Origin of the sequence: Pseudomonas sp. Leaf58 (genome assembly GCF_003627215.1) — a bacterium.
GTDB lineage: Bacteria > Pseudomonadota > Gammaproteobacteria > Pseudomonadales > Pseudomonadaceae > Aquipseudomonas.
Genome location: NZ_CP032677.1, coordinates 2,624,479 through 2,638,720 on the forward strand (window position 1 = coordinate 2,624,479; position 14,242 = coordinate 2,638,720).

Genomic DNA, 14,242 nt, shown 5'->3' on the forward strand with positions numbered 1-14,242 from the left:
GGTGTTGCTGATGGCCTCTTCGCGGGTAAACCCGCTCCTACAGGTTGGGGGGCCACCCTCAGGCCTGGTGTAATCCCTGTGGGAGCGGGTTTACCCGCGAAGCAGGCGGCTCGGTGTCAGAGCTGGTCGAAATCGAGGATCACCTTGTCACTCACCGGGTAGCTCTGGCACGACAGCACATACCCGGCCGCCACTTCGTAGTCCTCCAGGGCATGGTTACTGTCCATTTCCACTTCGCCTTCGATTACCCGGCACTTGCAGGTGGAGCACACCCCGGCCTTGCACGAATAAGGCAGCTCGGCACCGATGGCATTGCCAGCGTCCAGTACGCTCTGGGTGTTACGCGGCAAGTCGAAACTGAGGGCGCGGCCATCGCTGATCACGGTGACGTGGCTGAGCGCCGAGTCCACCTGGCGTGCGGCCTCGCGGGCTTCGCGACGGGCTTCATTGCCAGCAGCGGCAAACAGCTCGAAGTGGATGCGCTCCTTGGCCATGCCATTGGCCTGCAGGCTGTTGCGCACGGTCTCGGTCATCGCCTGCGGGCCGCAGATGAATGCCGCGTCCAGGCTGGCAACGTCCAGCCAGCGCGAGAACAGTTGGCCGCACTTGTCGGCATCGATGCGGCCGTTGTAAAGGTCGACATCCTGTTGCTCGCGGCTGAACACGAAAATCAGGTTCAGGCGGTCGAGGTAACGGTTTTTCAGGTCTTCAAGCTTGTCGCGGAACAGCGCCCCCGAGCTGGAGCGGTTGCCGTACAGCAGGGTAAAGCGGCTGTGTGGCTCGTTGGCCAGGGTGGTGGCGATGATCGACAGGATCGGGGTAATGCCGCTGCCGGCGGCTACGCCCAGGTAATGACCCTGGCGGGCCGGGTCCAGCGGCACGAAGAAGCTGCCTGACGGCGGCATCACTTCCAGTTGCTGGCCGGCCTTGAGCGCATCATTGGCAAACGCCGAGAAGCGCCCGCCGGGTACGCGCTTGACGGCCACGCGCAGTTCGCCGTCCTGCACGGCGCTGCAGATGGAGTAGGAGCGGCGAACCTCCTCGTTGTCCAGCTGGGTACGCATGACCAGGTACTGGCCTTGGGTAAAACGAAACTGCGCTTGCAGGTGCGCGGGTACATCGAAGGCAATCGACACCGCATCACGGGTCTCTTTACGCACTTGCTTGATGGTCAGGCTGTGAAACTGGCTCATGGCGTTCTCCACGGCTCAAATACATTTGAAATAGTCGAACGGCTCCAGGCACTCGCGGCAGCGGTACAGCGCCTTGCAGGCCGTAGAGCCGAACTGGCTGAGCAATTCGGTATGGGCGCTGCCGCACTGCGGGCAGCACACCTGGGGCGCCTCGCCGAGCAGGCTGCGCTTGCTGGCGCTGCCTTGTGGCGGGGCGATGCCATAGGCGCGCAGGCGCTCGCGGCCCAGTTCGCTGATCCAGTCGGTGCTCCAGGCCGGGGTCAGCCGGCGCTCCAGGTCAGGGGCAGGGAAGCCCGCCTGTTCCAGCGCCAGGCGGATATCCCCTTCGATCACCTCGGTGGCGGGGCAGCCGGAATAGGTAGGCGTGACCACCAGGTGCAAGTGCCCGGCGCGCCAGTCGAGGTCGCGGACAATGCCTAAGTCGACCACGCTGACCACCGGCACTTCCGGGTCCATGACTTGGGCCAGGACCGCCCAGGCCCGGGCCAGGTCGTCGCCGTGTGGCGCGCGGGCGCCACGGTCGCCGGCAATCAGCTCACCAGGTTGCATCGGGGTAAGCCCTTGGCAGGCACTGCATCTCGGCCAACAGCAGGCCCAGGTGCTCGGTGTGCAGGCCTTTGCGGCCGTCCAGGTAGAAATGGCTGGCGGCGTTGGGCAGCGGCAGCTCGACCGAGGCGAAGATCGCCGCCACCTGCTTCAGCCAATCGGCACCCACGGCAGCTGGGTTGGCAGCGATGCCGGCTTCGGCCAGGCGCACTTCGTTGTCGCTACCGGCCGCCAGTTCGACGCTGAAGCGCCACAGTGCGGGGATGGCGGCGAGCATGCGCTGGCGGCTTTCGTCAGTGCCACCGCCCAGGCGCTGTACCCACTCGCTGGAACGACGCAGGTGGTAGGTGACCTCCTTCAGTGCTTTGGCGGCGATACCGGCAATGCGCGCGTCGCGGGAGCCGATCAGGCCCTGCAGCATGGCGAAATGCCAGGCGTCATAGAAGAACTGCTTGGTCATGGTCACGGCGAAATCGCCGTTGGGCTGCTCGACCAGCAGCAGGTTGCGGTAGGCCCGTTCATCACGGCGGAAGGCCAGGGCATCGGCGTCGCTGCCGTCATCGAGCAGTTCAGCGGCGTACTCCAGCCAGTTGCGCGCCTGGCCGACCAAGTCGAGGCCGACGTTCATCAGGGCCAGTTCTTCTTCGATGGCGGGGGCGTGGCCGCACCATTCGCAGAGGCGCTGGCCCTGCACCAGGGCACTGTCGCCGAGCAGCAGCAAATAGGGGATAAGGGCTTCGTTATGCATGGCCAACCTCACATGTGTCCGACTTCGTCGGGCAGCTCGTAAAAGCTGGCATGGCGGTAGACCTTGTCGTCCGCCGGGGCGAACAGCGGGTCTTTCTCGTCGGGGGAAGAGGCGGTGATCAGTGCCGAGGGCACCACCCACAGGCTTACGCCTTCGCTGCGGCGGGTGTACAGCTCACGGGCGTTTTCGATGGCCATGGCGGCATCGGCGGCGTGCACGCTGCCAACGTGCTTGTGGTTAAGGCCGTGCTTGCTGCGCACGAACACTTCGTAGAGGGTCCAGACAGACATTTTCGATCTCCGCATCAATCGCCGCTCAGGCGGCGTTCTTGTTCTGTTGCTTGCGCGCATAGGCCACGGCGGCTTCGCGTACCCAGGCGCCATCCTCGATGGCCTGGCGGCGGGTGGCGACACGTTCCTGGTTGCACGGGCCATTGCCCTTGAGCACTTCGTAGAACTCGTCCCACTGGATTTCGCCGAAGTCGTAGTGGCCGCGCTCGGCGTTCCACTTCAGCTCGGGGTCGGGGGCGGTGCAGCCGAGCAGCTCGAGCTGCGGCACGGTTTGGTCGATGAAGCGCTGGCGCAGTTCGTCGTTGGTCTGGCGCTTGATTTTCCAGGCCATGGACTGGGCGCTATTGGGCGAGTGTTCGTCGCTGGGGCCAAACATCATCAGCGCCGGCCACCACAGGCGGTTAATAGCGTCCTGGACCATGTCGCGCTGGGCTTGGGTGCCGTGGCGCATCATGGTCAGGAGAATTTCGTAGCCCTGGCGCTGGTGGAAGCTCTCTTCCTTGCAGATGCGGATCATGGCGCGCGAGTACGGGCCATAGGAGGTGCGCTGCAGTACCACCTGGTTGACGATGGCGGCGCCATCCACCAGCCAGCCCACTGCGCCCATGTCCGCCCAGCTGAGGGTGGGGTAGTTGAAGATGCTCGAGTACTTGGCCTTGCCGCTGTGCAGCTTGGCAATTTCTTCGTCGCGGTCGGCACCCAAGGTTTCCATGGCGCTGTACAGGTACAGGCCGTGGCCCGCTTCGTCCTGGATCTTGGCCATCAGCTGCAGCTTGCGCTTGAGGCTGGGGGCGCGGGTGACCCAGTTGCCTTCGGGCAGCATGCCGACGATTTCCGAATGGGCGTGCTGGGAAATCTGCCGGATCAGGGTCTGGCGGTAAGCCTCGGGCATCCAGTTCTTGGCTTCGATCTTGATTTCGGCGTCGATCTTTTCCTGGAAGTTGCGCTCTTCGGGCGACATCTCTTCCAGCGACTTGACGCGCTTGACTCCGGTTTCCACTAGCTGTGCGTACATGTGCTGCGACTCCTGCTAAGGCATGAGTCATTTGTAAGCGATACAAAACGGAACGTCAAACAGTTTTATGTGTATCAAATAAGATTTGTGTATCACATCGCTGGCCTCTTCGCAGGCGCGCCCGCTCCCACAGGGACCGCGCAGTCCTGTGGGGGCGGGCAAACCCGCGAAGAGGCCGGCAGAAAAAATGCAAAAAAAAGCCCCGGACAATACCGGGGCCGAAAAGGCAGCCGACTAAATCAGCTGGCCAACCGTTTATCAAAGACGTGGCAAGCCTTGCCTTCTGAGCGTTTTAGCGTACCGCAAGGCTGCAGGTGCACCTGGGTGCTGATGCCGATATAGGTCTTGATCTGTTTACTCAGCTCCCCGACCACCCGCTTGCGCTGGCCCTCATCGAGGTGCTGGCACTCCGCACGCAACTCCACATGCACCTCGACACTGTCCAGGTTGCCGTTGCGATACAGATGAATCTCATAAAGCTCTGAAAGCTGTTTTATTTTAAGTACCTGTTCCTCGATTTGGGTCGGGAACACGTTAACCCCGCGGATGATCAGCATGTCATCGCTGCGGCCGGTGATCTTGCCGATACGCCGCATTGGCCGGGCGGTGCCTGGCAATAGCCGGGTCAAGTCACGGGTGCGGTAGCGCACCATCGGTAGCGCTTCCTTGCTCAGCGAGGTGAACACCAGTTCGCCCAGTTGGCCGTCAGGCAGCACCTGGCCGGTGACTGGGTCGATGATCTCGGGGTAGAAGTGGTCTTCCCAGATGGTGGGGCCATCCTTGGTTTCGATGCACTCCATGGCCACCCCGGGGCCCATGATCTCCGACAGACCGTAGATGTCCAGGGCGTCGATGCCCAGGCGCTGCTCGATCGAGCGGCGCAGCTCGTCGGTCCAAGGTTCGGCGCCAAAAATACCCAAGCGCAGCTTGAGGTCTTGCGGGTCGATGCCCTGGCGCTCGATTTCATCGGCCAGGTTGAGCATGTAGGACGGCGTGACCATGATGATATCGGGCTGGAAATCGCGAATCAGCTGCACCTGCTTCTCGGTCTGACCGCCAGACATAGGGATCACCGTGCAGCCCAGGCGCTCGGCACCGTAATGCGCGCCCAGCCCGCCGGTGAACAGGCCGTAGCCGTAGGAGACATGCACCTTGTCGCCTTTGCGCCCGCCAGCGGCGCGGATCGAGCGGGCGACCACATTGGCCCAGGTGTCGATGTCGTTCTGGGTGTAACCGACCACCGTCGGCTTGCCGGTGGTGCCGCTGGAGGCGTGCAAGCGCACGACGTCTTCCTGGGGCACCGCGAACATGCCGTAGGGGTAGTTGTCGCGCAGGTCGTTCTTGCCGGTGAAGGGGAACTTCGCCAGGTCTTCGAGGCAAGTGAGGTCGTCGGGGTGGGCGCCGCACTCGGCAAAGCGCTGGCGGTACAGCGGCACGTTGTCGTAGGCGTGCTTCAAGCTCCAGCGCAGGCGCTCCAGCTGGTGCTGGCGCAGGGCGTCGACGCTGGCGGTTTCCATCGGGTCCAGCAGGGCACGATCGGCACTTTGGTACATGTTCATGGCTTCACTCGAATTGTTCTTGTACGCCGTGCGGTGCAGGTTGCAGGCCGCGCGGTGAGTGTCATGGACGCAGCATATACGGCTGCGTACGGTTCGGTAACAAGCCGCTGGTCTGAACCGCTCAGAGGCGTTCGATAACCATGGCAATGCCTTGGCCGACGCCAATGCACATGGTGCACAGGGCGTAGCGTCCGGCAGTTTCTTCCAGTTCGTGCAGGGCGGTGGTGACCAAGCGAGCGCCGCTCATGCCCAGCGGGTGGCCCAGGGCGATGGCGCCGCCATTGGGGTTGACCCGCTTGTCGTCGTCGGCCAGGCCCAGCTCGCGCAATACCGCCAAGCCTTGGGCAGCGAAGGCCTCGTTGAGCTCGATGACGTCCATGTCGGCCAGGGACAGGCCGGTAAGCGCCAGTACCTTGCGGGTTGCCGGTACCGGGCCGATGCCCATCAGCCGGGGTTCGACCCCGGCCACGGCCATGCCAACGATGCGGCCGCGGGCCTTCAGGCCATGGCGGCGGGCGCCGGCGCTGCTGGCCAGCAGCAAGGCGCAGGCCCCGTCGTTAACCCCGGAAGCATTGCCGGCGGTGACGCTGCCGCCTTCACGGAACGGGGTGCCGAGCTTGGCCAGTTGCTCCAGGGTGGTGTCTGCGCGGGGGTGTTCGTCGTGCTCGACCACTTTGGCCGGGCCTTTGCGCTGCGGGATTTCGACCGGCACGATTTCCCGTGCCAAGCGGCCGCGAGCCTGGGCAGCGGCGGCCTTGTGCTGGCTGCGCAGGGCGAACGCGTCCTGGTCCGCGCGGGAAATGCCGAACTGTTGCGCAACGTTCTCGGCGGTTTCTGGCATCGAATCGGTACCGAAGGCCGCCTTCATCAGCGGGTTGACGAAACGCCAGCCGATGGTGGTGTCGAACAGCTCGGCGGCGCGGCTGAATGCCTGCTCCGCCTTGCCCATGACGAACGGCGCGCGCGACATCGACTCGACGCCACCGGCTAGCATCAGCTCGGCTTCGCCACAGCGCAAGGCGCGGGCGGCATTGCCGATGGCATCCAGGCCAGAGCCACACAGGCGGTTGATGGTAGTGCCCGGCACTTCAAGCGGTAGCCCGGCCAGCAGGCTGGCCATGTGCGCCACGTTGCGGTTGTCCTCGCCAGCCTGGTTGGCACAGCCGAGGATCAGGTCATCGATGGCTTTCCAGTCCAGTTCGGGGTGGCGCTGGAGCAGGGCCTTGAGCGGGATGGCGGCCAGATCATCGGCCCGCACGCCGCTCAAGGCCCCGGCATAACGGCCAATGGGCGTGCGCACGGCGTCGATGATCAAGGCATCGGCCAGGGTGTGTTCAGTCATCTTGCGTCTCCTGCGCCAGCACGGTGCCGCGCACTTTGTAGGATTTACCTTGGAACATCGCCACCAGCTCGCCGCGCTGGTTCTCGATGCGAACGTGGTACAGGCCGGTGCGGCCCTTGCGGCTGACTTCGCTGGCGCGGGCGGTGAGCAGGTCATCGCACAGTGCCGGGGCCAGGTAGTCGATGCTGCAGCCCAAGGCGACGGTGGCTTGGTCGTAGCTGTTGCAGGCGAAGGCAAATGCCGAATCGGCCAGGGCGAACAGGAAGCCGCCGTGGCAGGTGCCATGGCCTTGGATCATGTCGGCGCGTACCGGCATGCGCAGGCATGCCTGGCCGGGGCCGGCCTCCAGCAGGCGGATGCCCAGGCCTTGGGTGGCCGAGTCGCGGGCGTACATGGCCTCGGCACAAGCTTGTGCCAGTTCGACTTCAGTCATGCAGGGTGGCTCCTTTGGCTTCGCAGCGGCGTAGCAGCAGGGAAGGCCGGTAACGGCTCTCACCGTAGCTGCGCTGCAGGTTGTCGAGCACGCGCAGGGTGTGGCGGATGCCGATGTTGGCGGCCCAGGCCAGCGGCCCACAGGGGTAATTGACGCCGGCGCGCATGGCCAGGTCGATGTCGCTGGCGCTGCCGACGCCTTGCAACACAGCGTCGGCGGCCTCATTGGCGAGCATTGCCACGGTACGCAGCACCACCAGGCCGGGCAGGTCGGCGACGGCGGTTACCTTCAGGCCCGCACGCTGCAGCAAGGCCACCGCCTGGTCGCGGGCGGTGTCGCTGGTGTCGGCCGACCAACTGATGGCCAGGCGTGTGGCCGTGCCGTAGTCCAGGGCCAGGTCGAGCAGTACCAGATTGCGCAGGCCGTCTTCGCGTGCGCGCTGGCTGGCCAGGCGGCCATCGGACAGTGCGAGGGTGGCATCGCCCACTTGGATCAGGCCGCTGCCGGCGCGCTGGGCCACGGCGACGCCGCTTTGGCGCAGGCGCTCGACCAGCGGTTGCATTACCCCCAAATGGCCTTCGACCACGCACGCTTGGGCGGTGGCCGGGCTATGCAGCTCAAGTGGCTGCGGGCGTTCGGCGCCTTCGGCATAGCTATAGAAGCCTTGGCCGCTCTTGCGCCCAAGGCGCCCGGCGTCCACCAGCTCTTTTTGCACCAGTGATGGCTGGAAGCGGAAATCACCATAGAAGGCGTCGAAGACCGAGCAGGTAACCGCGTAATTGACGTCATGGCCGATCAGGTCAGTGAGCTCGAATGCGCCCATGCGGAAACCACCGGCATCACGCAGCAGCGCGTCGAGGCTGGCGCAATCGGCGGCGCCTTCTTGCAGCAGGCGCAGGCTTTCGGCGTAGAACGGCCGCGCCACCCGGTTGACGATGAAACCCGGAGTGGAGCGGGTGTGCACGGGCTGCTTGCCCCAGGCCTGGGCGGTGGCATAGATGCCCGTGGCAATGGCTGGGTCGGTCGCCAGGCCCGAGACCACCTCGACCAAGGCCATCAGCGGGGCCGGGTTGAAGAAGTGCATGCCGACCACTTGCTGTGGCCGCTGCAGGCCGGCCGCCAGGCTGGTGATAGACAGTGACGAGGTGTTGCTGGCGAGGATGCAGTCGGCGCCGCACATGGCCTCCAGCAGGCGGAAAAGTGCCTGTTTAACCGGCAGGTTTTCGACGATGGCTTCGATCACCAGGCCGGCATCGGCCAGGGCCTCGAGGGTATCCACCGGGCACAGTCGGGCGCTGATCGCGGCCCGCGCTGTGGCCTGCAACTTGCCCTTTTCCACCAGGCGGGCGAGTTGCCGGTCAATGCCAGCCACCGCCTGGGCCGCTGCGCCGGGGCGGTTGTCGTAGAGCTTTACCGGGTGGCCGGCCTGGGCGGCCACCTGGGCGATGCCGGCCCCCATGGCACCGGCACCGATCACCGCCACCTGCGCATTGCTTGCGAGTGCACTCATGATCAACGCCCCTTGAATGCCGGCGTGCGTTTATTCAGGAAGGCGCTCACGCCTTCGCGGTAATCCTCGCTACGCCCAGCCAGGCGTTGCAGGTCACGCTCCAGCTCCAATTGCTCATCGAAACCGTTGTCGAAACTGGCGTTGAGGCTGCGCTTGATCAAGGCCAGGCCGTAGGTGGGCTGGGTGGCGAGTTGGCGGGCGAGGCTAAGGGCCTCGTCGCGCAGGGCCGCATCGTCCACGACGCGGTGGATCAGCCCCCATTGCTGGGCCTGTTCGGCGCCAAGGCGCTCGCCCAGCATGGCCAAGGCCTTGGCCCGCGCCATGCCGATCAGGCGCGGCAGCAGCCAAGTACCGCCAGAGTCCGGCACCAGGCCGATCTTGCAGAAGGCCTGGATGAAGCTGGCCGAACGGGCGGCCAGCACCAGGTCGCAGGCCAGCGGGATGTTGGCACCGGCACCGGCGGCCACGCCGTTGACCGCGCAGATTACCGGCAGCGGCAGGTCGCGCAGGGTGCGCACCAGCGGGTTGTAGAATTTATCGATCGACTCGCCTAAGTCGGGTATTTCGGCGCCCGGCGCGACGTTGCGGTCGGACAGGTCCTGGCCGGCACAAAAACCACGGCCTTCGGCGGTCAGCAGCAGTACCCGCGCTTCGCTGCTCTGGCGCACTTGCTTGAGCGCCTCGCGCACTTCCAGGTGCATGGCGGTATTGAAGCTGTTCAGCTGCTCGGGGCGGTTCAACGAGAGGAGGGCGACGCCGTCCTCGATGGAAAACAGGATGTGCTGGAAAGTCATGACAGACTCGCTCCGTCAGTCGAGGGAAAGATGATCAGCGGCCCTGGAAGCGGGCCTGGCGTTTTTCCTGGAAGGCGCGAATGCCTTCGTCGCGGTCGGCGGTGCCGGCCAGCAGGGTGAACGCGTGGCGTTCAAAGCGCAGGCCGCTGGCCAGGTCGGTGTCACCGGCCTTGAGCAGGGCTTCCTTGGCCAGGCGTACCGCCAGCGGTGCTTTCGCGGCGATGCTGCGGGCTACCTGCACGGCCCGCTCCAGGGTGAGTTCAGGTTGGGTGATTTCGCTGACCAGGCCGGCCTGCAGGGCATGGCGGGCGCTGATGGCTTCGCCGGTCAGCACCATCTGCATGGCCAGTGGTTTGCCGACCGCACGCAGCAGGCGTTGGGTGCCACCGGCGCCGGGGATGATGCCGAGGTTGATTTCTGGCTGGCCAAACCGGGCATCGCTGCCGGCGACGACGATGTCGGCGCACATCACCAGTTCACAGCCGCCGCCCAGGGCATAGCCATTGACGGCGGCGATCAGCGGCTTGGGGAAGGCGGCGATGCTTTGCCAGTGGGCCACGCGCGGGTCATTGAGGATGCCGACCAAGTCGCGTTCGGCCATCTCGCGAATATCGGCGCCGGCGGCGAATGCCTTGCGGCTGCCGGTGAGCACCACGGCGCGAGTCTGCGGGTCTTGCCCGGCCGCTTCCAGCGCAGCGGCCAGCTCGGCCAGCAGTTCGGTGCACAGGGCGTTCAGGGCCTCGGGCCGTTGCAGGGTAATGAGCTGGACGCCGTGTTCGGGCGCCTGCACATCGAGATATCGCAGCATGTGGGGTTCCTCTGGCTGCACGCACGGCACATCGTGGGGCCGGCATTTCTTGGAATTGTTTGCAGGGGCGTGACGCTGGGTCGCGTCCAGGTGCAGCCAGTATATGCTCAATGTGATACGAGAATGCAATATACAAAATTGTTTCATGTATCTATTTGTGGGGGTTGGCTGTAGGGTTGTGGATGGCATTTAAGCGTGTAAAACGTTCAATCTATTGTTTGTAATAGATATTTTGTGATTTATAACGAAAATGCCGGCGCCCAATAAAGCGATACACCCGCATGGTGATTGACGGGTAAATAGCTTGTGATACAAGATTGAGTCGTACTTCGCATCATTTCTGGAGCTTTGCCATGCCTTGTTATCGACTGGACGGCCTGACGCCGGTGGTTCACCCCACAGCCTACGTGCATCCAAGTGCCGTGCTGATCGGTGATGTGATTGTCGGCCCGCGTTGCTACGTGGGCCCGCTGGCATCGCTGCGCGGGGATTTCGGCCGCATCGTGCTGGAGGAGGGCGCCAACTTGCAGGACACCTGCGTAATGCACGGTTTTCCGGGCGGCGACACGGTGGTCGAACGCAACGGCCATGTCGGCCATGGCGCCGTGCTGCACGGCTGTCGTGTAGGCGAGGACGCCTTGATCGGCATGAACGCGGTAGTGATGGACGGTGCCCATGTAGCGCCACGCTGCATCGTCGCCGCCACGGCGTTCGTCAAGGCGGGTTTTGAATGTGCGGTGCAAAGCCTGGTGATGGGTTCGCCAGCTCAGGTCAAACGCCCATTGACCGAACAGGAGCTGGCCTGGAAGCAACGCGGCACGGCGCAGTACCAGCAGCTGACGCAGCGCTGCATGAACACGATGGTCGAGTGCCCGCCACTGACCGAGGCCGAGGCACAGCGCCCGCGCATGGAAGACTCTGGCGTCAGGCCCAAAGGCCAGGCACAGGCATGAACGAGGTTGCGTCACGCATTCGCCAGCCGGCCCGCCGCGCAGGTATAGTCGGTGCTTTATCCGCGCACAGTTCGCCCATGAGCACTCTCGCCCCACTGAACAACCTGATTACCCGCTTCCAGGAACAGACGCCGATTCGAGCCAGTTCGTTGATCATCACCTTGTATGGCGATGCCATCGAGCCGCACGGCGGAACCGTCTGGCTGGGCAGCTTGATCAACCTGCTGGAGCCGATCGGCATCAATGAGCGGCTGATCCGCACGTCGATCTTTCGCCTCACCAAGGAAGGCTGGCTCACCGCCGAAAAGGTTGGCCGACGCAGTTACTACAGCCTGACCGGTACTGGCCGTCGGCGGTTCGAGAAGGCCTTCAAACGGGTCTACAGCCCTAGCCAGCCCGCTTGGGACGGTGCCTGGACGCTGGTATTGCTGTCGCAACTGGAGGCCGGCAAGCGCAAGGCGTTGCGTGAGGAGCTGGAGTGGCAGGGGTTTGGTGCCATGGCGCCGAACCTGCTGGGCTGCCCACGGGCAGATCGCGCCGACCTGGCCGCCACCCTGCGCGACCTGGAAGCCAGCGACGACAGCATCGTCTTTGAAACCCACACCCAGGAGGTGCTGGCATCCAAGGCCATGCGCGCCCAGGTGCGGGAAAGCTGGCGTATCGACGAGCTGGGGGCGCAATACAGCGAGTTCATTCAGCTGTTCAGGCCGCTATGGCATGGTTTGAAGGAGCAGCAACAACTCGATGCGCAGGATTGCTTCCTGGCACGTACGCTACTTATTCATGAGTACCGCCGGCTGTTGCTGCGCGACCCACAACTGCCGGACGAGCTGCTGCCAGGGGATTGGGAGGGAAGGGCTGCGCGACAGCTGTGCCGCAACCTTTATCGCCTGGTGTGTGCCAAGGCGGAAGAATGGCTGAATACCGCGTTGGAGACGGCGGATGGGCCTTTACCGGATGTGAACGAGGGCTTCTACAAGCGTTTTGGTGGCCTTGCCTGAGCATTATAAGAGTACCCCCAACCACATTGCCGCAAGGATGAGCAGCTGGCCGGGAATGAGGTATCGCGAAAAGCTCAAACCGCCATTGCTCAGGGCTAGAACACATTTGGTCAACGTGTTGCCGGTCAATGCGAGTAAGCCCGGTATCACCAGGTCATGCGCACTGAGCCTGCCGGCAACGACCAGCGAGGCGATCGAGGCAATGGCCGCATGGGCATCGGCCAAACCGCTGACGAAGGCCGCGATACTGACGCCGTTGTGGCCCAGATGCTGAAGCAGAAATGCCGAGAACAATGCAATCCCGGTTATGGCAGCGGTGATGGCCAGCGCGGTCCACAGATTGAACGCGCCATCCCCCGGATGCGCCGCCGACCCGGCATGAGCCGAACGCCAAGGCGCAAGCAGAAACACGCCATAAACCAGGGTGACCACTGCACCGAAGCCAATCGATGACCAGAAAGGCTCGAGCAAGCGACGCTCGACGATCCCCAGGACCAAGGCAAATTGTGTGATGCTGGCGAGGTTGGACAGCACGGCAGCCCCGGCAATTGGCCTGGCAGCGCTGCCTTGCTGGCGCACGCGATGTGCGAGCAGGGCGATGGTGGCCGAGCTCGAGGCAAAGCCCGACGCGATCGCACTCAGGGGCAGGCCGTACCGAGGCCCCATCAGGCGCATGGCTATGTGCCCTAGTGCACCCACGGTCATCAGCAAAACCACCAGGTTACAAATTGTGCGTGGGTTGAGCACGCCGTACGGGCCCAGAAACTGGTCCGGCGTCAGCGGCAGCACCACCAATGCCACGGTCGACAGCATCAAGCCATCGCGCAGCTCCTCCTCGCTCAGTTGTTGCAGCACGAAATGATGCAGTTCGCGCCGCAGCGCCAACAGCACGGTCAATACCACGCCTGCAGCGGCGGCCAGTTCGGGTTCGCTCAGGCTCAACGCGCCCAGTGTCAGCACCAGCAGCAGGGCAATTTCGCTGGTAACTTCAGGGTCCTTGTCGGCATGTTTGCGATAGTGCATGCAGAGCATGAGTACCAGGCCCAGGCTCGCCACCGCGACCAGCAGCGCGCCTGCCAGAAACATGCTGACGAAGCCCAGCAACGCGGTGATGGCGAAGGTCCTCAGGCCGGCGGCAGCGTGGTCTTCGTTACGGCCTTTCTTGCGCTCGCGTTCAAGCCCCACCAACATGCCGATGCCCAACGCCACGGCGCCATGGCCGACATTTACGGCGTCGAGCATGGCGCTTTCAAGGCGACCCTGTCTTCGTATTCACCGCCGCCCTGTTCGAGGGCTATCAGGGCAGGCATGTCGAGAATTGCTACCAGCCTGCCATGCAGGTTGACGATACCCAGCGCCCGTAGGCGTGCGACTGATCGGCATACGGTTTCCAGACGTAACCCCAAGTACGAGGCCATGTCTTCGCGGGACATGCGCAACATGAAACCATGGGCAGAGTAGCCGCGACTGACGAAGCGCCTGGACAGCCCCACCAGGAAGCTGGCCAACCGCTGCTCGGCGGTAAGGTTGCATAACATCAGCACGCGCTGGTGTTCCCGCACGATCTCCCGGCTCATCAAGCGATTCAGGCTTTGTTGCAGGACCGGAAAGTCGCGTGCCAGGGCTTGCAAGCGGTGATAGGGCACCGGGCAGACTTCGCTGTCTTCCAGGGCAATGGCGTCGCAAACATGGTGCTCGGTGGCAATGGCATCAAGGCCGAGTACGTCACCCGGCATCCAGAAGTTGATCACCACGCCTTGCCCCTCGGCGGTGTTCAAGCTGGTCTTGAAACTACCGCAATGCACGGCATAGAGCGTGGTCAGCGGATCGTTGGCATTGAACAGCGCTGAACCCTTGCGAATACGCATACGTGGGCCTATCAACGCGCCCAGGCAGCTATTTTCGTGAATGGGCAGGCCAGTGGGTAGGCACAGGCCTCTGACGCGGCACGCCCTACACAGTGTCGCCAGAGGTTTTAAGTGGATAGGGTTTGCCGTGTGCGAGGTATCCGGCGGGTCGAGCAGCGTGACCTTAAGTTGGCCTGACATCT

15 protein-coding genes are annotated in these 14,242 nt (G+C 63.9%); 2 read left to right on the plus strand and 13 right to left on the minus strand.

The genetic code is table 11. The features are described from left to right. Positions 1-116: 116 nt before the first annotated feature. The 11 genes from paaE to paaF form a co-directional block, all read right to left on the minus strand. A complete protein-coding gene (gene paaE / locus DV532_RS12205; protein WP_056797098.1) occupies positions 117-1,193 on the minus strand; it encodes a 1,2-phenylacetyl-CoA epoxidase subunit PaaE in 1,077 nt (358 codons plus the stop codon). A 15-nt stretch (positions 1,194-1,208) separates the two neighbouring features. Beyond that, positions 1,209-1,742: a 1,2-phenylacetyl-CoA epoxidase subunit PaaD gene (paaD, locus tag DV532_RS12210; RefSeq protein WP_056797100.1), complete on the minus strand. Its 534-nt coding sequence runs from the start codon at positions 1,740-1,742 to the stop codon at positions 1,209-1,211. After that, entirely contained in the window at positions 1,729-2,487 is a 759-nt protein-coding gene (gene paaC, locus DV532_RS12215) for a 1,2-phenylacetyl-CoA epoxidase subunit PaaC (RefSeq protein ID WP_056797103.1), read from the minus strand. The genes paaD and paaC overlap by 14 nt, the downstream gene beginning before the upstream one ends. Before the next feature lie 8 nt (positions 2,488-2,495). After that, positions 2,496-2,777, minus strand: a complete 282-nt coding sequence (gene paaB, locus DV532_RS12220; RefSeq protein WP_013972614.1) for a 1,2-phenylacetyl-CoA epoxidase subunit PaaB — start codon at positions 2,775-2,777, stop codon at positions 2,496-2,498. Between the two features lie 25 nt (positions 2,778-2,802). Further along, a complete protein-coding gene (paaA, locus tag DV532_RS12225; RefSeq protein ID WP_056797107.1) occupies positions 2,803-3,792 on the minus strand; it encodes a 1,2-phenylacetyl-CoA epoxidase subunit PaaA in 990 nt (329 codons plus the stop codon). A gap of 239 nt (positions 3,793-4,031) precedes the next feature. Then, positions 4,032-5,351, minus strand: a complete 1,320-nt coding sequence (gene paaK / locus DV532_RS12230; protein ID WP_056797110.1) for a phenylacetate--CoA ligase PaaK — start codon at positions 5,349-5,351, stop codon at positions 4,032-4,034. A gap of 121 nt (positions 5,352-5,472) precedes the next feature. Next, on the minus strand, positions 5,473-6,693 hold the full coding sequence (pcaF, locus tag DV532_RS12235) for a 3-oxoadipyl-CoA thiolase (RefSeq protein WP_056797112.1): 1,221 nt from the start codon (positions 6,691-6,693) through the stop codon (positions 5,473-5,475). Further along, the gene (gene paaI / locus DV532_RS12240) at positions 6,686-7,126 is read right to left on the minus strand and encodes a hydroxyphenylacetyl-CoA thioesterase PaaI (protein WP_056797115.1); all 441 of its coding nucleotides are present in this window, start codon (positions 7,124-7,126) and stop codon (positions 6,686-6,688) included. The genes pcaF and paaI overlap by 8 nt, the downstream gene beginning before the upstream one ends. After that, positions 7,119-8,636 (minus strand): 3-hydroxyacyl-CoA dehydrogenase PaaH, encoded by a 1,518-nt coding sequence (gene paaH / locus DV532_RS12245; protein WP_056797118.1) that lies wholly within the window; start codon positions 8,634-8,636, stop codon positions 7,119-7,121. The genes paaI and paaH overlap by 8 nt, the downstream gene beginning before the upstream one ends. Before the next feature lie 2 nt (positions 8,637-8,638). Beyond that, positions 8,639-9,430 (minus strand): 2-(1,2-epoxy-1,2-dihydrophenyl)acetyl-CoA isomerase PaaG, encoded by a 792-nt coding sequence (gene paaG, locus DV532_RS12250; RefSeq protein ID WP_056797122.1) that lies wholly within the window; start codon positions 9,428-9,430, stop codon positions 8,639-8,641. A 34-nt stretch (positions 9,431-9,464) separates the two neighbouring features. Beyond that, positions 9,465-10,238, minus strand: coding sequence for a 2,3-dehydroadipyl-CoA hydratase PaaF (gene paaF, locus DV532_RS12255; protein WP_056797125.1), 774 nt, complete (start codon positions 10,236-10,238; stop codon positions 9,465-9,467). Between the two features lie 353 nt (positions 10,239-10,591). Between paaF and paaY the strand changes: the two genes are divergently transcribed. Beyond that, positions 10,592-11,191 (plus strand): phenylacetic acid degradation protein PaaY, encoded by a 600-nt coding sequence (gene paaY / locus DV532_RS12260; RefSeq protein WP_056797128.1) that lies wholly within the window; start codon positions 10,592-10,594, stop codon positions 11,189-11,191. A 77-nt stretch (positions 11,192-11,268) separates the two neighbouring features. After that, positions 11,269-12,192 carry a phenylacetic acid degradation operon negative regulatory protein PaaX gene (paaX, locus tag DV532_RS12265; protein ID WP_177339524.1) on the plus strand — a complete coding sequence of 308 codons (924 nt, stop codon included), beginning with the start codon at positions 11,269-11,271 and terminating at the stop codon, positions 12,190-12,192. A gap of 3 nt (positions 12,193-12,195) precedes the next feature. On the opposite strand, the gene DV532_RS12270 is transcribed toward paaX, so the two are convergent. Together DV532_RS12270 and DV532_RS12275 are read right to left on the minus strand one after the other, a co-directional pair. Further along, positions 12,196-13,434, minus strand: a complete 1,239-nt coding sequence (locus DV532_RS12270) for a DUF4010 domain-containing protein (protein ID WP_056797133.1) — start codon at positions 13,432-13,434, stop codon at positions 12,196-12,198. Continuing rightward, positions 13,419-14,240 carry a helix-turn-helix domain-containing protein gene (locus DV532_RS12275; RefSeq protein WP_056797136.1) on the minus strand — a complete coding sequence of 274 codons (822 nt, stop codon included), beginning with the start codon at positions 14,238-14,240 and terminating at the stop codon, positions 13,419-13,421. The genes DV532_RS12270 and DV532_RS12275 overlap by 16 nt, the downstream gene beginning before the upstream one ends. Positions 14,241-14,242 lie beyond the last annotated feature (2 nt).